The organism is Haladaptatus caseinilyticus (assembly GCF_026248685.1).
Classification (GTDB): Archaea; Halobacteriota; Halobacteria; order Halobacteriales; family Haladaptataceae; genus Haladaptatus; species Haladaptatus caseinilyticus.
Map to the genome: position 1 here is coordinate 399,501 of NZ_CP111040.1, position 18,440 is coordinate 417,940.

Genomic DNA, 18,440 nt, shown 5'->3' on the forward strand with positions numbered 1-18,440 from the left:
TCGGAAAGGGGTTCTTCGTAAGCGACGTAAGATACAGTATGGGGGAAGGGTCACACACGGCAACACGGGAAACACTCGCACGGTTGCCATCGGGTACGAAAATAGAGACGATGGTTCACACCTACACCGGTTCGACGGACGGGGCGACCGTTTATTTACAAGCCGCACAACACGGTCGGGAAGTGAACGGGGCGGAAGTCCTTCGCCGACTTCACAATCAAATCGCCGATACCGACATCACCGGACGTGTGATCGCAGTTCCCGTCGCAAACCCGCTAACGTTCGACCATGTGTCGTATGTCACGCCCGAACAACTGGATCCGGTTCATCCGAACATGAACCGGGTTTGGCCGGGTGATAAAAACGGAAGCATTCACGAGCGGATGGCCGCGCGGTTGTGGGAGTACGCCCATCAAGCGGATGCGATCATCGACCTCCACACGGGAAGTCCGGACATGTTTCCCCACGTGGTCGCACTGGAAGGGCACGCAGACTCCATCACGCTCGGCCGTGTCTTCGGTACGCGACTCCTATTGACGGAGCAAGCACACGCCGCAGCGGGTGAAGAGTGGCATCGGCGTAGTTTCGGCGGAAAACTTCGGGTAGCGGCGGTCGAAGAAGGGATTCCAAGCATTACCCCGGAGTTAGCCTACAGCAAGCAGATCATCGAAGACGCCGTCGAAATCGGTGTCACGGGCATTTTGAACGTGCTCCGCCACCTCGATATACTGGAAGGAACGCCGGTCGATACGGGACCACAAACGGTTGCTCGCAATCACTTGGGTCGAATCGTTGCATCCGAGTCCGGTCTCTTTCACTCGGACCCGAACATAACGGTCGGCTCGTTCGTCGAAAGCGGAACGTTGCTCGGAACGTTGTACGATCCGACAACGTACGAACCGCTCCAAACGATTCGAGCGGATCGGGATGGCCTCCTGTACGCACTCACACAGGAAGCAACGATAATAACCGGAGAAGCGCTCGCCAACATCGCGGAGCCGTACGAATCATATGAGTAAGATCGTTGTGACAATGATAGTCATACTGACTGAAATTACTGCTTAGTAATTCTGCCCAGTATTACCCGATTCAATTCGACCAGCCGACCTCGAGCGGAGGATACTACAGTGCAGGACCATGAGGAGCCACCATCGTTTCCCCTCAGGTACCCGTTGCGATGCGAGCCCCTTCGACAGCTACAACAGCGGTGCCTCCGAACTATCCATATTCGATGCCCTCCAACGGATCCGATCAGCGTGAGACCGCTCAGTTGCTTGGAATCGCCGTCGTCGGCTGTCTCTCCACCCTCACACTTATCGATATCGCAGTTGCAAGCAATGCGGCAGTGGGGCTTTCGGACGCTTCTAGCGAGACGCTCGTGGTTCCACAATGGCTGTATTTAGCGACGGGCGGCGCAGTAATCGGCGCTTCGGCCCTCCTTGCCAGTGTCGTCACCGACAGAAATTTCATCCGTTCAGTTCACGAGTGGCGGAAACCGTTCTCGATGGAGTTGCCGCTCCGGCAGGGAGCCATCTATCTCGCTCGATTTATCGGCGTTGCCGGACTCGCTATCGTCATCTATCGAGGGTTCGTCGGTCCGCAGGTTCCGACCGCGAACGCCGCCGTTATTCTCGTCTTCGCGGGCGTCCGCGCAGGGTTGACGATGGTCGTTTACCTGGTCGGGAACGTTTGGCCTGCCCTGAACCCATGGCGGACGATAGCCGAGGTGCTCCCAAACCTTGGTCGACCGTATCCCACCCGCCTCGGACGCTGGCCCGCGGTGGCCGGATTGCTTGCGCTCGTGTGGCTCGAAACCGTCACCCCTGTCAACAAGGAGCCGGCTCTGCTTGCGACTGCGATCTGTGCGTATTCAGTACTAACACTCATCGGCGCGCTCATCTACACACCGGAGTCGTGGTTTTCGAACGCCGACCCGTTGTCGGTCACGTTTCGATTTTACGGGGCCGTTGGACCGTTTCGGTGGATCGACGGCGGTATCACCCTTCGACCGCACGGGTTCGACCTTCCGAAATCGGGGTTAGTGTCCAGGGCAGCCGATATCGCGTTCATCGTCGCGCTGATTTGGGAACTCACGTTCAGTGGGTTCGTCACGACGACAACCGGCGTCGAATTCGTCAAGGCGGCCGTCGGGACGGGGGTCCCACCACTCGTCGTATACGGTCTGCTGTTCGTCGGTGGATACGCCCTCTTCCTCGGCGCGTTCTGGCTAGCGGCGCGGTTCGCCCGAAAAACCGGCGAAACCTACCTCACGCCGCGGACGCTCGCCGTTCGTTTCGCACCACCGTTGCTCGCGATCGCCGCGGGATACCACCTCGCGCACTACTTTGGGTTCTTCGTCTCCCTGCTTCCATCGTTCGTTACGTCGGTCGTCACGCCATTCTCGCCGCCGGCGAACCCGCTCGTATTGACTCTTCCGGGGTGGTTCGGCGGACTCACTATCGCGTTCATTTTGGTGGGACACATACTCGCCGTCTGGCTCGCGCATGCAGAAGCGTATGCGGCGTTCCCGAGCCGATTGCAGGCGATTCGAAGCCAGTATCCGTTCGTTCTCGTGATGATTGCATACACCATCATCAGTTTATGGCTCATCTCGCTACAGACAGCCACCCCAGCATTCGTGTCGTAATCGAAGCGATCGCAAGATCGTGACCGTCAGATGGTGAACTCCATCGGTGGCATCCGCATGAACGCCGTCTCGTAGCCATCGTGTCGAGCGAGTTGTGGTGGCGAATCGACTGTGAGCCGAAGGGTATCGCCCGACCGTACATCCTCGACCGCAGTTCCGTAGTGATTATCGAGTTTTGGATCGAGAGCGGGAGCGAGCGACCCCTTCGAAACCGTCGTTCCGTTTCGAACGAGTTCCATGGAGAGAGACATCCGCGGGAGCACGATCCGATTGTACGGCGTACGCGGTGACACTGCGAGATATGACTGCTCTTCGTCGGTAAACCGATTCGATTCTTTGACAACGGTGATAACGAAATCGGCGTCGCCGGACGATTTCGTTCCGACGACCATACCGGGCAGCGAGCGTGGATCCGGTGCCCGACCCGCAGGTATCTTTTTCATCATCGGTTCGATCGCGTCGCGGCTTCCCCGTTTCTCACCCACCTCCCGATACTTGACGTCGTAAATCTGTTCGGTATCGAATTCAAAGTCGATAGCCACAGATGCGCCATTCGGCAATCGAGATGCAAGCTCCCCCGTTCTGTCCGCGCCGATCGAACCGACCTCGACCTCTGCAGTGTACGAACCGTTACCGTCGAGCGTAATGTTATCTCCGTAGTGAAAACCCATGGTCTGCGAAAGCATCGGCCACGGTGCTCGGTCATCGACCGTTGTGTCGCCTTTCGTAATTGTCACTTGCATGTCGGCTGGAATGACGGCGTTCGTCTTCGCATCCCAGAGCGATATCATGAGGTGGAGGGAATCATCCGACTGGACGACGACTTTGTTACTCGATTGGCCGGTAACGTTCCAGAATCGATGCGGGTACGAGTACATCATCGCAAAGTGAAGGTCCCCGTCGTTTCCCATCCCATACATCTCCATCCCTTCGATGTAGGCGGGGTAGTAGACGGCATTCGGGCGGTTTTCGACGATCGGTGGGTCGCGCCATGCGGATTCCGTTCGGAATCCAAGCGATTCGAGACAACCAGTCGAAATAACTCCCCCTGTGAGCGCCGTGCCGGACTGGAGGAACGTTCGTCGATGCATCGATTGAGGGTTGTGCAGGCATTTGAATGAGGATATTGGTTCACTAATCGAATCGGCTGCACACGAAGGAACGGTCCGATACCTCATCGCGATTACTACGTCCGCTGCCTTGTCACTAGTATCATCACAGAGACGCTGACTTCGTAAAAAATGACGAACGAAAAGTGAGCCGTCTGTAGTAGCTTACCGTTCGTCCTCGACTCCGCCTTCGATATCGTTATTCCTCATAGTGAGGTTTTCTGTGGATTCGAGGATTTGTAGACCCGGTTTTCCGCTCCGTGAACGGGCAGTGATACCTTCGATTAGCGTCCCGTTGCCACCCTCCACGACTGCGTGACTCTCGGAGACATACGTACCGCCCTGAATCGTGCACCCCGCAGCAGTGTTGGTCAGCGCATGGCGCCCCGAGTCACCACCGTGGTCGACGGTCAGGCCGGCGAAAAGGCTGTCATCTCGGTCGTTGTAGATTGCACTGTACGTTCCGTTCGCCGCAGCTTCACCCGTGATGCTGGTGTCCAGAAGCTTGACTCGGCCGCCGCCTTCTTTGATCTTCACTGCCGAACCGCCGCCCGTCTCATGTGTAATATCACATCGCTGGAGGACAGTCGTACCTGTCCCTGAGCGGACGGTCACGGCAGGGGTTGTCCCATCGGTTCGAACCGTGACGGTGCTATCCTCGAGGCGACTCTGGCTGGCACTGTCATCAATCCAAACGGGGGGACTGTCGGAAACATTCGATTGGATATCAACGTTCGTTGCAACAACTTTTTCACCGTTTTCGAACCGAAGTCCCTGCTGCGAACGGCCGAATCCGTCCTGTTGGTCGACGACAATGGTGGTGTCCTCGATGTAACTGTCAATGCCACCGATCCGAACGTTTGCGCCGAGGCTGTTTTGATATCGACCGCCTTCGATGTGAACAGATCCGGCACCGTTTGATGCGTACAGACCGTGGTCTGGGAACGACCCGAGGACGCAGTCCCGGAACGTAATCGTTCCTTCGTTAGTATTACATAGGATTCCGGTCGGTCCCCATTCCAGTTTGTCACCCGGCGCATTCTCCGTGGCGGCTGCGCCGTCAGGTGCCGAGAATCGCTCGACGAGACCGGTGCCCTCTGCGGAAGTGATAACGAACCGGCCGGGACCCCACGCGCCGGTGTCGTGGCGTCCGACAACCTCGATGTCGCGAACGATCATCCCATCGTCCGCGGCCGCATCGATAACCCGTACACCGGTGTTGTCACGACTCATATCGACCGTGAAGTTCTCAACGCGAAGATCCGTAACGGGGTCGTAATCAACACCGAGTCTGAACAATTTGTAGTTCCAATCGCCGCTATCGTCGAACTCGTCGAATGGTGCAGGAATGAGCGTCGCGTCATTCCCTACCATTCCGAAGTTGTTACAGCCGGTAACGCGAATCCGTTTGTCGATGTAATAATCGCCGCTCGGGAATTTCAGCAGCGTATCGCTTCCCGCTAATTCCTCGATAATTGGTGTGATCGATTCATTGCCGGTCGGGTCCGCACCTTCGTCGGTGACATCGATTACCGTTTCGTACTTGTCTTCGAGGTCCGACGGCGCAGCAACGCTCTTGCCGACCATTGCTGTAGAGCCCGCGGCAATGCCGGCGAGCTTGAGGTATGAACGACGATTCGTTTTGGTTTCGATTTGTCGATCTGGAGCCATCAAAATAACCCCCTCAGCGAACAATTTTAGTACTTATGGCCATGATATTCGTTTTTCAACTAGTTCCGTCTCGAAATTGATTGCACAATGGTTCAACGATGACAGATTCAGGGGACGATTAGTTTTTACCACATACAAATGCGACAAGTTCGATGTGTATCTGCATCGTGAGAGGAGGATAGAGGTAGATTATCAGTGGTGGACACTTGTCAGTGGGGGGTGAGTCCGACACCGTCGGCCAATAATTCGTGCGAGCGCAACGCATCATCGTGGTCGCCGACAACATGTTGAATCATAACTTCGTCGACGTTTACGCGGTCAGCAAGTTGCTCTAATATCTCGATGAGTGTTTCCGGACTCCCAGAAACGGCCCGTGGCCACTCGCCGGAATCGAGTGTGGCTGGTGTTGGCTCGGGAACACCGCCAAGTTCGTCAATAGCCTCCTCAACGGATGGCGTCGTACCGACGACACCGCGCCGCATCCGCTTGTAGGACGCCTCAGCTACCGCTCGGAGTCGTGCCGCCGCTTCGTCGGTTTCAGCACAAACCGCATTCACTGCGACCATTCCTGCTGGCTTGTCGCTACTACCGGCCAGATGGGACGGTTGGAAGTGCTCGCGGTATTCTTCGAATGAGTGGACGGCGAACTGCGGTCGAATGAACGCCGCAAAGCAGTAGGGCAACCCGAGTGTGCCCGCGATAGCCGCACTCGACGGACTTGACCCGAGTACCCACGGAACAGGTGTATCCGCACCTGAGCGGGGAATCTCCAGGTTACTGTAGGCGTGCTCGTCAGGATAGTCGTCATAAAGATGATTAACGACGGCTTCGATCTTTTCGGCATGGTCTTCGTCGGGATTTTGGACGTGTCGTTCCGTTCCGAGGGCTCGGTCGGCGGCCGGAGAGCCGTTTGCCCGACCGAGTCCCGCGTCGATGCGCCCGGGCGCGAGCGCGTCCAGCGCGCCGAACTCTTCTGCAACCTTGAACGGGCTGTAGTGGTTAAGGAGCACCGCTCCCGAACCGAGTCGAATTGAGTCGGTTTCGGCGGCGAGATGTCCGAGGAGAACCTCGGGGGTTGTTCCGGCGAGTGTGTTCGCCATCCCGTGGTGTTCCGCCACCCAGAATCGCGAGTAGCCGAGCCGTTCGGCCTGTCGCGCCGTTTCGACAGTATTCGCGTAGGCTTCGGTCGCGGTTCCACCGTTGGGAACCGGCGAGAGATCGACAATGGAGAGATTCACAACCCCTCTCGGGGATTCCGAAAAATAACGGTTTGGCTAGCGGGCGGTTCTTGCTGCGAATTTGACTCTCCTTGTTCGGACGACCTCGAAGGAACAGATATGTGATCTACGACTCCGTGAGCAACGGAGAAAACGTTCAGTCGGAGGAACGTGCTTGTGAGTGAAGGATATACTGACTGGAAATGTTGTCCAGTATTATTGCTTAGTGTTTCTGACTAGTATTACTGATCTGGCTCAGTCGAATCGAGGATATCACCGTAGGATGGGACGACGTGATGGGTTGCATGCTTTGATTAAGAGTTAGAACTCATCGTTCACCGATAATCGACTGAAGTACTCGAAAATCGGGTCGAGATGGATGCCATCATGTATCGGCCGGGGTTCACGAATCATATCTCGGTCATTCGCCCTGACTGGTCGATTCGACCGCGCGTGACCGGACTGCCAATACGAGACCGGATGTCAATACGATCGCTATCGCAACATGATACACGATGTCCGGAACGGTGCGAGGACCGATCCCAACGGCAATCGTAAAGATTCCGACGAACGTCCCCAATAGTGCAAATGCTTGAACAGCAACAGCGAACGAAAACATCGACCGTGGTTGAATCCACGTAATCGCTAATCCGAGAAGCAAGACGATACCGATTGTTCCCTCGGCTATCATCGCCTCATGATGTTCAAATCCCTGAGTGAGTAGTCCCGCGTGGACAAGGGCAGCGAGGAAGAAAGACGTAGCTTCCACCGCGAGCAATACCCGTACCGTTCGCTGGTTTTCCGTCAGATCGGTTTCAGACGGCGCCATGGTGGTTTGTATGAGTCTCGTGACGGTGAGCATGTGCCCGAACATGTTCTTCCGCTGAGCCTCCACCGATCACGAACGGGGGAACGAGGTCGGTTTGTGTGTTGATGTATTTGCGGCGATACGGCTAACGTCGTCCACCGACAGTACAGTATATGCCCAAAGCACGAGTTCGATTCAGACCACCGGGTGGTTCCCTCGAAGGTCCCTTTCGGTTATCGAGCGAGCACCCCAACGACGAATTCCGGCTCCTGAGTGCGTATCCAACCGACAAAGGATTACTCGTCGTATTGGAAGCAACCATGGCTGAACCGACGATTGTTCTTGACCTGTTCGAGGATGCGCCAGAAACGAGGGTACCTTCCTACGACGTCCTCCACGTGGACGAGCATACGGTATTGCTGCAGTTCCAGCTTCCCTTCGTCCCTGCGCCCTTTCGAGCGTTCTTTGCTTCGGGAACTCTGCCACAACTCCCATACAGTATCGAAGACGGTTGGATCGTCTGTGAATTTACCACCTCCCACGAACGGTTGTCCCGATTCGGTGAGATGTTGGCAGAGGCTGGGTTCGCATTCGAGGTCGAACGTGTTATCCAGTCCGTAACTCCGACCGAACTCTTGACCGACCGCCAGCGGGAGTTTATGAGCGAAGCGCTCGAACAAGGCTACTACGACACGCCACGGCAGTGTTCGCTCACCGATCTCGCCTCCGCACTGAGCGTCAGCAAATCCACGACGAGCGTCGTTCTCCATCGTGCTGAAGAAACGATCGTCAAAGAATTCTTTGCCGTGCCAATCGACGAACCCGAATCCGAACATCGCCAGCGGAGCGGCTCCGACAAGGGGACGTAGAATGGACCAAGGGGCTCGCCTGGAGAGACGGAACATGTTCGAACGAATCTTGAGGAGACATCGGCCCGTCTACACAGTTGATGACATTGAAGTCATGTCCGATCAGATCGAAACACCGAGGAACAGACTGTGCTCGAACGCAAGCGAACGCTGACTACGATGGATCCGCACAGCGCGGACCACCTCGATTCGTCGTCTTCGGCTTCGGCGTCGCCCTTGGGCTGCTCACTGCTCGTCGGTTCCGGCCAAAGCCCGAAAAACGATAACTTCTCCCAAAATCGTTACCGACCGATATCGTACGGTTCGGATGCTTTTTGTGATCGATTTCGGTAATTGATACTTTCTGACCGATCGGGGTTCGACCGTCGGAAGCCAGAATCGAGATTGGGCCTCCCCTTGGACATCAGGGCTTGCAAACGGCTCGTACGCGGTGAATTCCAGTGATTCGTGTTCAGCCGTCCCCTTTCGTTTCATCCACCGCGAACCGAATCTTGACGGTCACGCCCCACATACTGCCACCCATGGCCGGAGCAATCATCACCGGATCGTCGCGAGGAATCGGCCGTGCTGTCGCACGGCGATTCGCGGACGATGGCTACGACGTCATCATCAATTATCGCAACAACGCCGAAATGGCCACATCGGTGGCGGAGACGATCGATCGGGAGACTAGTCGCGAAGCACGCGTCGTCAAAGCGGATGTCAGTGATCCGGGAGACGCCGAAGCCCTCATCACAACGAGCGTCGAGGAACTCGGGAGTATCGACCATCTCGTTAACAATGCGGGCATCGACCAACACGTTTACACGGAACAGCTACCTCCGACAGACTTCGATCGAATACTGGACGTAAATGTTAACGGTGCGTTCAATGTGACGAAGGCCGCGCTGTCATATCTCCGTGAATCCGCGGTTCCGGAAGGACCATCGATAACGAACATCTCTTCGATACTAGCGTACACCGGCGCACCGATAGAGTGTCATTACGCCGCCTCGAAAGCCGGCCTTCTCGGATTGACGAAGAGCCACGCGAGGGACTTTGCTCCCACGATTCGCGTCAACGCGGTCGCTCCTGGCCATATTGAAACGGACATGACTGCCGACCGAACCCCTGCTGAAGCGAACCGGGAGCGCCAACAGATTCCACTCGGCAGGTTTGGTCAGCCGGAAGACATCGCCGACGCTGTGGCGTATCTCCGTGATGCCGGGTTTGTCACCGGGGAGACGCTGAACGTCAACGGCGGCGAGCTTATGCGATGAAGTGATCGACGGTCTCAGTCGTCCATATCTAATGATCGCTCACGGCACGTCGCACATCGCTCGGTCAAATCCTCGATATTGTCGGATTCGTCTATCTCACCGAGGTCAAGCGTATCTTCGTACTCCAACGGTGAGGCGTGATTATATCCCCGTCGTTGTAACTCGTCCACGAGCTCATCGTGGCGTTCGGCTATCCGTGAGGTGTCGATTTGTCCCTTCGCCGCGTGTCCGCGGACTGCATTCGTGTGTTCAGCATGAATATGGCCCACAAGCTGGTGGAGCTCTTTGTGTTCCCCGAGGAGATGCTGACGACAGAGTATTCCCGGTGGAACACACCACATCCGAGTCATATCCGAAATAGGGTCCTCGAACTAAAAGTCTCATTGCTTCGTGAAGCGGTCGGTGGGTCGATACGGGGGACGACGATTCAAATTCACGCCAGAAGGGATTTATCATCGGTAATTATTGTCTCCCACGTTTGGTACAGCACTATCGATGAACTCGCGGATGATATTCGAACGATCTTAAATTTATTAATATTATTAGGAAATATGTTATGTAGATCGGCAACTGAGTACGAATCGCATGAATGATAAGCCAACACATGACAAGTTCGAACGAGTACTGTCACGGCGCGACCTCTTCGTTTTGGCGGTCGGAGCGATGGTCGGCTGGGGCTGGATTATCCAATCCGGTTACTGGATAAACGAGGGCGGGGTCGATGGATCGATACTCGCATTCGTCCTCGGTGGACTGATGGTTTCCGTCGTCGGGCTCATCTACGGCGAGCTCGCCTCTGCGATGCCATACGTCGGTGGTGAACACGTCTATAGCCTTCGAGCACTCGGACCGTTCGGGTCGTTCGTCTGTACCTGGGCACTCGTGTTGGGGTACGTTGGCGTCGTCGTCTTCGAAGTCGTCGCACTTCCGTCGGCACTTGCGTATATCGTGCCCGGCTTCAACGCGATTCAACTCTGGACGGTCGCCGGCGAACCGGTCTACGCGACGTGGATACTCGTCGGTGGCGTTGGTGCCATCGTCATGACGCTGCTGAATTACCGCGGCGTTCGACCCGCGGCACAGTTTCAGACGCTTCTCGCGGTCATCATCGGGCTGGCGGGTATCACACTGACAATCGGTGCGGTCACGAACGGGTCGTCGCCGTCCGCGCCGCCACTCGGTGGTGTCGGGATTGCCGGTGTGTTCACCGTCGCCATCATGACGCCGTTCATGTTCGTCGGGTTCGACGTGATTCCACAAGCCGCCGGTGAGGCTGACGTCGAGCCACGTACACTTGGAATCATCATCCCGATTGCAGTCGGAGTCGCAGCACTGTTTTATATCGCAGTCATCTGGGCGTCCGGCCAGTCAATGTCCGGTTCACAGCTCGTCGAGAGTTCGCTTCCCGCTGCCGCCGCGATGGAAAGTCTATTCGATAGCCTACTGATCGGTCGCATCATGGCGTTAGCTGGTATTGCAGGGATTCTCACAAGCTGGAACTCGTTCCTGCTCGGTGCCAGCCGCGCAGTATATGCGCTCGCCGAATCCGGGATGTTACCTGAATCGCTGAGCGAGATCCATCCCAAGCACAATACCCCCAAGAACGCTCTTCTCCTTATCGGTGGGCTGTCGGTGTTTTCACCGTTGTTTGGAGAACAGATGCTCGTTTGGATTGTCAATGCCAGTGGGCTCGGACTCGTTCTCGCGTGGGTCCTCGTCGTCGTCTCGTTTTTCGTTCTACGGCGACGCGAACCCGATATGGATCGGCCGTTCAAGCTCCCGTATGGCCGTGTCTTTGGCACACTCGCGCTCATACTGACGGTGTTTTTCGTCGGACTCTACCTTCCGGGAGCACCGTCGGCGCTTTCGTGGCCGTTCGAATGGGGAATCATCCTCTTTTGGACACTCCTCGGCGCATGTATGTACGTCATTTCAGGGGATACCACTTCCCACGTGAAACCCAGTGTAGAAGGGCACGATAGGTGATTTCTACTCGTTACGACCGGAATTTACGGAGAGACCTCAACACAGTTCCAGGTTTATGTCCGATAATCCTGTGAATCCAATCGTACTCGACGAGTTCGGTCGAGTTGCGGAGTAACAAATATCACGGTCGATTCCAAACTCCATCTACTGATGGATATTAGCAAAAAATACGACGAAGATCTTCGAAATTTCACCGAACGGTTGTTGACATTCGAAACAACCAGTGGGAACGAAAAAGAGGCACAGGAGTGGCTCTCGGACCGATTAACGGATCTCGGATTCGATGTCTACACGTGGACGGCAAATGCGGACGAGTTGGCCAAAAGCACGACGTTTCCGAGCGCGGACGAGATAGATGTTGACGAACGCCCGAGCGTTGCAGGTGTACTCGAATTCGGAGATCCCGACGCAGGTCCGACTATCATCTTGAACGGCCACATCGATGTCGTCCCTGTCGAGGAATCATCGTGGGAGACGGATCCGTTCGAGCCCACTTGGGATGGGGATTCGCTTACAGCCCGTGGGGCAGTGGACATGAAAAGCAATCTCGCAGCATGTATTTTCGCCGCAAAATACGCACACGAGATGGAAAACAATCTCGATGGTCGCGTCGTCGTCGAGAGTGTCGTCGGCGAGGAAGAAGGGGGTATTGGCGCTGTCGCAGCGGCGCTCTCGAACCCATATCCGTTTGATCGAGACGCCGCAATCATCACGGAGCCGACGGAATTGGACGTTGTGACGGCCGTAGAAGGAAGTGTGATGATGAACCTCGAAATCGAAGGGCGGTCCGCTCATGCAGCCACTCGCTGGGAGGGTGAGTCGGTACTCCCTCATTTTGAGCAAATACGAACGGCGTTTCGCGAACTCGAAGCGGATCGCAACGAACGCGTCACTCACCCACTGTACGAGTCATTCCCAATCTCGTGGCCGGTGAATTTCGGGGCCGTCGATGCGGGGTCGTGGGCATCGAGTGTCCCCGCTCACCTATCGAGCGAGATTCGAATCGGAGTCGCACCCGGTGAGACAAACGATGCAGTCGAATCGGAGTTCCGGGACAAACTCGACGCGGTCACGGCCAAGAGCGATTGGCTTTCGCAGCATCCACCGACGTTCGAGCGCAGAGCGATACAGTTCGAACCCGCAGAAATCAGCGTGGATGAGCCAATTATCACTGCGCTACAAACAGCGATGAGAAACCAGGGGCTGAGCGATATAGAACCGCGCGGGGCGACGTATGGGGCCGATTCACGTCATTATATTGCCGCCGGCATCCCGACCGTCCTTTTCGGAGCGGGATCTATCAAACAAGCCCATTTTCCGAACGAAACCGTAGAATGGCCGGACGTTTTAACGGCGACAGAAGTGCTCACGGACGCTGTCGCTGAGTATCTGTATCTATCAACGGGTGTGATAGAATCGTGAGCAAACACGCCACCCGGCGGTGAAGCCACCGCGCCATAGCTTCTCGATTCGTTTTCCGTATCCACTGGTGACGAGAGTGATTCGCATCGGTAACGGAGTCGCTTTGCAAAGAATGGGGGCTCACCGCCGAGTGAGTAGCTCAACTCGAGTGAGCGAAACGGCGATGAGAACGAGTGTGACGGCCAGCAAGAGAAACACGACGCTGATGACGTTTACTTCGGGTGTCACATTATAACGGATCTGATTCCAGATGTAAATCGGCAGCGTCGTCGTGGACGAGTCTCTGACGAAGTAGGTGTAAACGAACTCGTTGAACGAGAGCGTAAACGCAAGCAACCCACCCGCGATAATGCCAGGGAGGACACTCGGGAGAGTTACTTGTCGGAACGTTTCGAGTTCGTTCGCTCCGAGGTCTTTCGACGCTTCCTCTAATTGGCGGTCGAAGGTCAGGAACGTCGGAAGGATGACCAGCGTCGCGAACGGAATCGTTCTGATAACGTGCGCGATGACGACGGACCAGTATCCTTGCTGGAAGTCGATCGCACCGAAGAACAACACCATCGCGATTCCAGTGACGACGAGTGGAACGACGATCGGGAGCGTCGCAAGCAACTGGAGAACGTCCTTTCCGGGGAAAACGAACCGGTCGATGGCATACGCAATCAACGTCGAGAGAACGACGCTGATGAGCGATGCGACAATGCTTATCTTCAGCGTCGTGACGATGGCGTTCATCGCCGTCTGATTATTCAAGAAAGTGACGTACCACTGGACGGTGAGTTCCTTCGGAGGGAACGCCAAAACGCCACCCTTTGCGAAGGACATGAACACGAGAACGCCGATAGGGAGCCAGAGGAACAGAAAGACGATGATCATCGCGAGGCGTCCTAGGTGTGAGCCGTATTGGTGGACGATCCGTTCGACGGGCCGAAGGACGCGATTCAGCTGGTTCATTGCGCGTCATCCCCCCGTGCGAAAAGGTTGCCACCGGCACGTGCGCCGAGGACGAGTAAGGCGACGACCAGAACCGTGACGATCATCCCGATTGCCGCGCCGAACGGCCAGTTGAACGCCGATTTGAACTGCTCTTCGATCACCATTCCGATCATTACGTTGCTGGTGCCGCCGAGCAAACGCGGAGTGATGAACGAGCCAAACGTTGGAATGAAAACGAGGAGAATACCGGTGATAACCCCATTCGCGGTCGTCGGAAGCGTCACCGTAAAAAACGCCTTGAGTGGCCCAGCTCCGAGGTCTTTCGCCGCATCGATAAGTGCGGGGTCCATGTTCGTCAGCGACGCATAAAACGGCAAGACGGCGAGTGGGAGCCAGACGTACGCGAATCCGATCAACACGGCCTCCTGACTGTACAGTAACCCGATCGGCTGATCGATGATGTTCGTCAGCAGGAGAACCGAGTCCAATACGCCACCGTTTTGGAGGATATTGATCCACGCGTACATTCGAATGATGTAACTCGTCCAGAACGGAAGAATCACGAGTAAGAGCAGAACCGTCGTATACCGCGTAAATCGAACGATACTGTACGCGAGCGTGTATCCGATGACCGTAACGAGTGCCGTCACCTCGGCCGAGATAACCAGGCTTCGCCACACGACGGTCAGGTAGGTGTCCGACGTCAGGAATTGAGTGTAGTTCTGGAGCGTCAGGGGACCGTCGATCTGTCCCTGCCGAAATGAAATGATAAGCATCGACAGCAGCGGCAGTGCGAAAAACAACGTGAGAACGGTGAGTGGTGGGCCAATGATGAGTCCTTTATGGAGTCGCGGACGCTCTCGAAGACCCTGCAGAAGGCTCTGTATAGAAGATTTCGCCTCCGATGGCTCTTCCGAGCGGGTAGCACCGGCCATCACACAGCCTCCTGTAGCGGTGATTGCTCGGCCGGAAAGACGTGCATGTCGTCGGCATTCCAACCGACGATAACGTCGTCATCAACCGCGAACTTCCGGCCGCGGACGTTCGCGGTCAGCCGCCCCAACGGGGTTTCGATTACGTAGATGACGTCGCTACCTTGGTAACTTCGCTCCCGAACCGTCCCCCTCGTTTCGAAAAGGTGACCGTCGGTATCGGAGTCTGAGACCGACACTTTGTGCGGCCGGACACAGACGCGGACCTCTTCACCGGACGAAACGGGCATCGTTCCGTCGTGGGCGAACGAGACGGGTTTTGACTCAACTTCGATCGTAAGTTCGGTTTCCGTTGCCCCCGTCACGACGGCCGGTACCTGATTGACATCGCCGATGAAATCCGCGACGAAGGCCGAATTTGGCGATTCGTACAGATTTTCGGCCGATCCTATCTGTTCGATTTCGCCATCGTTTAGCACGACGAGTCGGTCCGAGACGGACAGTGCCACCTCCTGATCATGCGTCACGTAGAGGAAGGTCGTTCCCGTCTCGGACTGGATCCGCTGGAGTTCCGTCTGCATGTGTTGTCGGAGTTTCCGGTCGAGCGACGAGAGGGGTTCATCGAACAACACCAATTCCGGTTCATTGACGAGCGCTCGAGCGAGAGCGACGCGTTGTTGTTCGCCGCCGCTCAGTTCATCAGGGGAGCGAGAGCCGTATCCGTCCAGATGAACCATCCGAAGCATCTTTTTCGTCCGCTCCGCACGTTCGGCTTTCTTCACTCCGGCCTGCTTGAGTCCGTATTCGATGTTTTCTGCGACGGTCAGATGAGGAAAGAGGGCGAGGTTCTGAAACACCATATTGATGTCCCGTTCGAACGGTGGCACGCCGACGAGTTCGGTCTCACTGAGCCGAATTGACCCGTCGGTCGGCGTTTCGAACCCAGCAATCATCCGCAGTATGGTTGATTTTCCCGACCCGCTCGGACCGAGGATCGATACGAATTCACCGTCCGAAACGTCAAACGAAACGTCCTGGACTGCGGTGACGTCACCGAACTCCTTGGTCAGATTGTCAACTGTAAGTAATGGCATTGTCATCAGGCCGATTTCACTGCCGTCCAGATTTCGCTGTACTTATCTCGCACGTTCTGGCTCAGTTGCTTCTGGAACACGAGGTTCCAACTGTCCGGCCAATTCGTGAACTCGCGCTGCTCTTTGGATAATTCGCTATCGATGTTCACGGCGGGCATGTAGCCCATCTCGGTAAACAGCTTCGCTGCATGTTTTTTCTGGGATGCCCAATTGGTGAATTGGAGACTCGTCATCGGGTTGGGTGCCCCTTTCGGTATTACGAACAGGTCGCTAGTGAACAATGCACCCTCCTTCGGCGCGGTGTAATTTACCGGTGCGTTTTCGTGGAATTTTGCGGAGTACGTGCGCCCCATGGTAAGTGGACCGGCGACAACGTCCTCGTTGACGAACATACTCATTCCCTGTTGATAATCACCCCAGTAGGTTTTCAGAAGCGGCTTTTGCTGCTTGAGCACTTCTTCGATTTCCTTGAAATCGTCGGGGTCAATTGGATTTTGACCCGTGTAGAGTGCGGCGATTTGGCAGGAGACGGTGCTGTTGTCCCACATCGTGATTTTACCCTTGTTCGACTCATCCCATAGAACGTCCCACGATGTCGGGGCTTTGTTGAAGTGATTCGTGTTGTACGTCAGGGGATAGAGGACGATACTTTCCGGAACGCCGTACGTTTTCCCGCCTTTTTGGTATGTTCCGACGTCTTTCACTCGCTTGGTGATGTTCTTCCAGGACGGCATCTTATCGACCGGCAGTGGATAGAGCAAATCGTTTTCGATGGAGCGTTCGACCCAATTCGCCGTCGCCGAGATGTTATCTATTTCGGAGTTTCCACCCTGGAGTTGTGAGTACCACTGTTCCGGACTGGAGAAACCACTGTTCGTGACGTTGACGTCGAACTCTTTGCTGAAGGCATTTTTCGCGTAGGTTGCCCAGTCGTCATACCAGTTCCACATGACGAGTTTGTCCCCTATCTCCTGTGGCGGCCAGGATTCGAGGTCCATGGGTGATTTTTCCGAGCCACCGTTTCCGCCCCCAAGGCAGCCTGCAAGCGTGGATAAACTTGCCGCAGATCCAGCACCAGCCGCCTTTATAAACGTTCGCCTCCCCATCTTGGGATTAGTTATCATATACACATCGTCAGAGAGTATCCACTTATACTGTCCGGTAAGGGTAAATACGCCAATCATTTTTGTAACACATACAGAAAGGACTTGGAAAATTCGTCAGACGTGCTCGGACCCTACCGCTAGTTCACCACCACCTATGTTCTGCGAGTTGATTCAACGCTTGCGTCAACGTTTCCTCGTTCCGTGAGAAGGTAAACCGAATCCAATCTGCTGACCCATCGGTATAGAAGCTACTTCCCGGGACGGTCGCTACACCCGCTCGTCGGACGAGCTTTTTTGCGAATGCGATATCGTCCTCATCGGTATCGTATCGCACCATCATATAATACGCACCGTCCGGTTTCACGGGATTCAATCCGACATCGCGAAGACCATCGTACAGCAGTTCTCGGCGCTCACGATACGAGTCTCTGAGTCCGGAGTAGTACTCCGGGGGAAGCGAGTACGCCTCGACGCCAGCGACTTGAAACGGCGTCGGGGCACAGATGCTCGTGTAATCGTGGATCTTCCGCAGTTCCCGGGACAGCGGCTCCGGCGCGAGTGCGATACCAACTCGCCAACCCGTAACGCTATACGTTTTCGAAAGTCCGGTACAGATTATCGTCCGGTCGGCGAGATTGCCTACCTCAACCGGACTTACGTACTCATCGTCAAAGACGATGTGCTCGTATATCTCGTCAGTGACGACGATCAGATTCTCGTCCGCTGCGACGTCGGCGATGATTTCTAATTCGGCTCGACTGAAGACCTTTCCAGTCGGGTTTTGCGGCGTGTTCAAAATGAGAAGGGATGCATCTCGGGCAGCAGTCTGTAGTTCGTCTACGTCGAGCGTCAAGTCCTCCGTTATGTCGAGTGGGACACCCTCTGCACCCGCAAAATTGATCGCGGGAATGTAGCTTTCGTACGTTGGTTCAAAATAAAGCACCTTGTCCCCCTTCCCACAGAAAGCCAACAATGCCGACATTACCGCTTCACTGGTACCACATGTGACCGTCACTTCCGTTTCCGAATCGTATTCGACACCCTTCCATTCACGATATTTTTCGCTGATTTGTTGACGAAGCTTCGGAAGCCCCCATGTAATTGTGTACTGACTGTTCGCCGTGATCGCTTCCCGAGCCGCTTCCTTGACTGCATTCGGCGTCTCGTCCTCGTCTGGAATACCCTGTGAGAGGTTGATCGCACCCGCCGCGAGTGCTTCCCTTGTCATCTCCCGAATTACCGATTCGTTTACGCTCTCCGTTCGACTTCCCCGTAACTGCAGCAGTTGCTTGTCGGTGTCCGCCATACAGTACTCTTTGAGAGGAAGTATATCAAATTATTATCTAGAAAGTATAAATATAGAATCTGTATAACTTTTCAATAT

At 55.5% G+C, this 18,440-nt stretch carries 17 protein-coding genes; 7 read left to right on the forward strand and 10 right to left on the reverse strand.

The window, feature by feature from the left end; translation table 11 throughout:
- Positions 1-38: 38 nt before the first annotated feature.
- The gene (locus OOF89_RS19040) at positions 39-1,019 is read left to right on the forward strand and encodes a succinylglutamate desuccinylase/aspartoacylase family protein (RefSeq protein WP_266081033.1); all 981 of its coding nucleotides are present in this window, start codon (positions 39-41) and stop codon (positions 1,017-1,019) included.
- A 212-nt stretch (positions 1,020-1,231) separates the two neighbouring features.
- Positions 1,232-2,647 (forward strand): ABC transporter permease family protein, encoded by a 1,416-nt coding sequence (locus OOF89_RS19045; RefSeq protein ID WP_266081035.1) that lies wholly within the window; start codon positions 1,232-1,234, stop codon positions 2,645-2,647.
- A gap of 26 nt (positions 2,648-2,673) precedes the next feature.
- On the opposite strand, the gene OOF89_RS19050 is transcribed toward OOF89_RS19045, so the two are convergent.
- The 4 genes from OOF89_RS19050 to OOF89_RS19065 all read right to left on the reverse strand — a co-directional run bounded on the left by OOF89_RS19050 (position 2,674) and on the right by OOF89_RS19065 (position 7,473).
- Positions 2,674-3,738 (reverse strand): iron transporter, encoded by a 1,065-nt coding sequence (locus OOF89_RS19050; RefSeq protein ID WP_266081037.1) that lies wholly within the window; start codon positions 3,736-3,738, stop codon positions 2,674-2,676.
- 183 nt (positions 3,739-3,921) lie between these two features.
- Positions 3,922-5,427: a hypothetical protein gene (locus OOF89_RS19055; protein ID WP_266081039.1), complete on the reverse strand. Its 1,506-nt coding sequence runs from the start codon at positions 5,425-5,427 to the stop codon at positions 3,922-3,924.
- Between the two features lie 209 nt (positions 5,428-5,636).
- Positions 5,637-6,665, reverse strand: coding sequence for an LLM class flavin-dependent oxidoreductase (locus OOF89_RS19060; RefSeq protein ID WP_266081041.1), 1,029 nt, complete (start codon positions 6,663-6,665; stop codon positions 5,637-5,639).
- A 400-nt stretch (positions 6,666-7,065) separates the two neighbouring features.
- A complete protein-coding gene (locus tag OOF89_RS19065; protein WP_266081043.1) occupies positions 7,066-7,473 on the reverse strand; it encodes a hypothetical protein in 408 nt (135 codons plus the stop codon).
- A gap of 152 nt (positions 7,474-7,625) precedes the next feature.
- Here OOF89_RS19065 and OOF89_RS19070 point away from each other — a divergent pair, with 152 nt between their 5' ends.
- From OOF89_RS19070 to OOF89_RS19080, 3 genes are all read left to right on the forward strand, one after another.
- On the forward strand, positions 7,626-8,321 hold the full coding sequence (locus tag OOF89_RS19070; RefSeq protein WP_266081045.1) for a helix-turn-helix domain-containing protein: 696 nt from the start codon (positions 7,626-7,628) through the stop codon (positions 8,319-8,321).
- An 80-nt stretch (positions 8,322-8,401) separates the two neighbouring features.
- On the forward strand, positions 8,402-8,587 hold the full coding sequence (locus OOF89_RS19075; protein ID WP_266081047.1) for a hypothetical protein: 186 nt from the start codon (positions 8,402-8,404) through the stop codon (positions 8,585-8,587).
- A 255-nt stretch (positions 8,588-8,842) separates the two neighbouring features.
- Entirely contained in the window at positions 8,843-9,580 is a 738-nt protein-coding gene (locus tag OOF89_RS19080) for an SDR family NAD(P)-dependent oxidoreductase (RefSeq protein WP_266081049.1), read from the forward strand.
- 14 nt (positions 9,581-9,594) lie between these two features.
- Here OOF89_RS19080 and OOF89_RS19085 read toward each other — a convergent pair whose 3' ends face one another.
- Positions 9,595-9,930 (reverse strand): pyrimidine dimer DNA glycosylase/endonuclease V, encoded by a 336-nt coding sequence (locus OOF89_RS19085; RefSeq protein WP_266081051.1) that lies wholly within the window; start codon positions 9,928-9,930, stop codon positions 9,595-9,597.
- A gap of 235 nt (positions 9,931-10,165) precedes the next feature.
- On the opposite strand from OOF89_RS19085, the gene OOF89_RS19090 reads away from it, so the two are divergent.
- Entirely contained in the window at positions 10,166-11,566 is a 1,401-nt protein-coding gene (locus OOF89_RS19090) for an APC family permease (RefSeq protein ID WP_266081054.1), read from the forward strand.
- A 150-nt stretch (positions 11,567-11,716) separates the two neighbouring features.
- Entirely contained in the window at positions 11,717-12,988 is a 1,272-nt protein-coding gene (locus OOF89_RS19095) for an ArgE/DapE family deacylase (RefSeq protein WP_266081056.1), read from the forward strand.
- A 120-nt stretch (positions 12,989-13,108) separates the two neighbouring features.
- On the opposite strand, the gene OOF89_RS19100 is transcribed toward OOF89_RS19095, so the two are convergent.
- The 5 genes from OOF89_RS19100 to OOF89_RS19120 all read right to left on the reverse strand — a co-directional run bounded on the left by OOF89_RS19100 (position 13,109) and on the right by OOF89_RS19120 (position 18,284).
- Entirely contained in the window at positions 13,109-13,942 is an 834-nt protein-coding gene (locus OOF89_RS19100) for an ABC transporter permease (RefSeq protein ID WP_266081058.1), read from the reverse strand.
- Positions 13,939-14,859 carry an ABC transporter permease gene (locus OOF89_RS19105; protein WP_266081060.1) on the reverse strand — a complete coding sequence of 307 codons (921 nt, stop codon included), beginning with the start codon at positions 14,857-14,859 and terminating at the stop codon, positions 13,939-13,941. Before OOF89_RS19105 ends, OOF89_RS19100 begins: the two co-directional genes overlap by 4 nt.
- Complete coding sequence (locus OOF89_RS19110; protein WP_266081821.1) at positions 14,859-15,950, reverse strand: ABC transporter ATP-binding protein; 1,092 nt, start codon at positions 15,948-15,950, stop codon at positions 14,859-14,861. Before OOF89_RS19110 ends, OOF89_RS19105 begins: the two co-directional genes overlap by 1 nt.
- Positions 15,951-15,955: 5 nt before the next feature.
- Positions 15,956-16,948: an ABC transporter substrate-binding protein gene (locus tag OOF89_RS19115; protein ID WP_266081062.1), complete on the reverse strand. Its 993-nt coding sequence runs from the start codon at positions 16,946-16,948 to the stop codon at positions 15,956-15,958.
- Positions 16,949-17,198: 250 nt separating this feature from the next.
- Entirely contained in the window at positions 17,199-18,284 is a 1,086-nt protein-coding gene (locus OOF89_RS19120; RefSeq protein ID WP_266081823.1) for a pyridoxal phosphate-dependent aminotransferase, read from the reverse strand.
- Positions 18,285-18,440: the final 156 nt, after the last annotated feature.

What these genes read in the sequence shown, in the direction of transcription:
- OOF89_RS19050 (WP_266081037.1), bottom strand. Translation starts at nt 3,738, where the DNA reads ATGCATCGACGAACGTTCCTCCAGTCCGGCACGGCGCTCACAGGGGGA.
- OOF89_RS19115 (WP_266081062.1), bottom strand. Translation starts at nt 16,948, where the DNA reads ATGGACCTCGAATCCTGGCCGCCACAGGAGATAGGGGACAAACTCGTC.
- OOF89_RS19075 (WP_266081047.1), top strand. Translation starts at nt 8,402, where the DNA reads ATGACATTGAAGTCATGTCCGATCAGATCGAAACACCGAGGAACAGAC.
- OOF89_RS19100 (WP_266081058.1), bottom strand. Translation starts at nt 13,942, where the DNA reads ATGAACCAGCTGAATCGCGTCCTTCGGCCCGTCGAACGGATCGTCCAC.
- OOF89_RS19045 (WP_266081035.1), top strand. Translation starts at nt 1,232, where the DNA reads ATGCCCTCCAACGGATCCGATCAGCGTGAGACCGCTCAGTTGCTTGGA.
- OOF89_RS19055 (WP_266081039.1), bottom strand. Translation starts at nt 5,427, where the DNA reads ATGGCTCCAGATCGACAAATCGAAACCAAAACGAATCGTCGTTCATAC.
- OOF89_RS19070 (WP_266081045.1), top strand. Translation starts at nt 7,626, where the DNA reads ATGCCCAAAGCACGAGTTCGATTCAGACCACCGGGTGGTTCCCTCGAA.
- OOF89_RS19110 (WP_266081821.1), bottom strand. Translation starts at nt 15,950, where the DNA reads ATGCCATTACTTACAGTTGACAATCTGACCAAGGAGTTCGGTGACGTC.
- OOF89_RS19095 (WP_266081056.1), top strand. Translation starts at nt 11,717, where the DNA reads ATGGATATTAGCAAAAAATACGACGAAGATCTTCGAAATTTCACCGAA.
- OOF89_RS19085 (WP_266081051.1), bottom strand. Translation starts at nt 9,930, where the DNA reads ATGACTCGGATGTGGTGTGTTCCACCGGGAATACTCTGTCGTCAGCAT.
- OOF89_RS19040 (WP_266081033.1), top strand. Translation starts at nt 39, where the DNA reads ATGGGGGAAGGGTCACACACGGCAACACGGGAAACACTCGCACGGTTG.
- OOF89_RS19090 (WP_266081054.1), top strand. Translation starts at nt 10,166, where the DNA reads ATGAATGATAAGCCAACACATGACAAGTTCGAACGAGTACTGTCACGG.
- OOF89_RS19105 (WP_266081060.1), bottom strand. Translation starts at nt 14,859, where the DNA reads ATGGCCGGTGCTACCCGCTCGGAAGAGCCATCGGAGGCGAAATCTTCT.
- OOF89_RS19065 (WP_266081043.1), bottom strand. Translation starts at nt 7,473, where the DNA reads ATGGCGCCGTCTGAAACCGATCTGACGGAAAACCAGCGAACGGTACGG.
- OOF89_RS19080 (WP_266081049.1), top strand. Translation starts at nt 8,843, where the DNA reads ATGGCCGGAGCAATCATCACCGGATCGTCGCGAGGAATCGGCCGTGCT.
- OOF89_RS19120 (WP_266081823.1), bottom strand. Translation starts at nt 18,284, where the DNA reads ATGACAAGGGAAGCACTCGCGGCGGGTGCGATCAACCTCTCACAGGGT.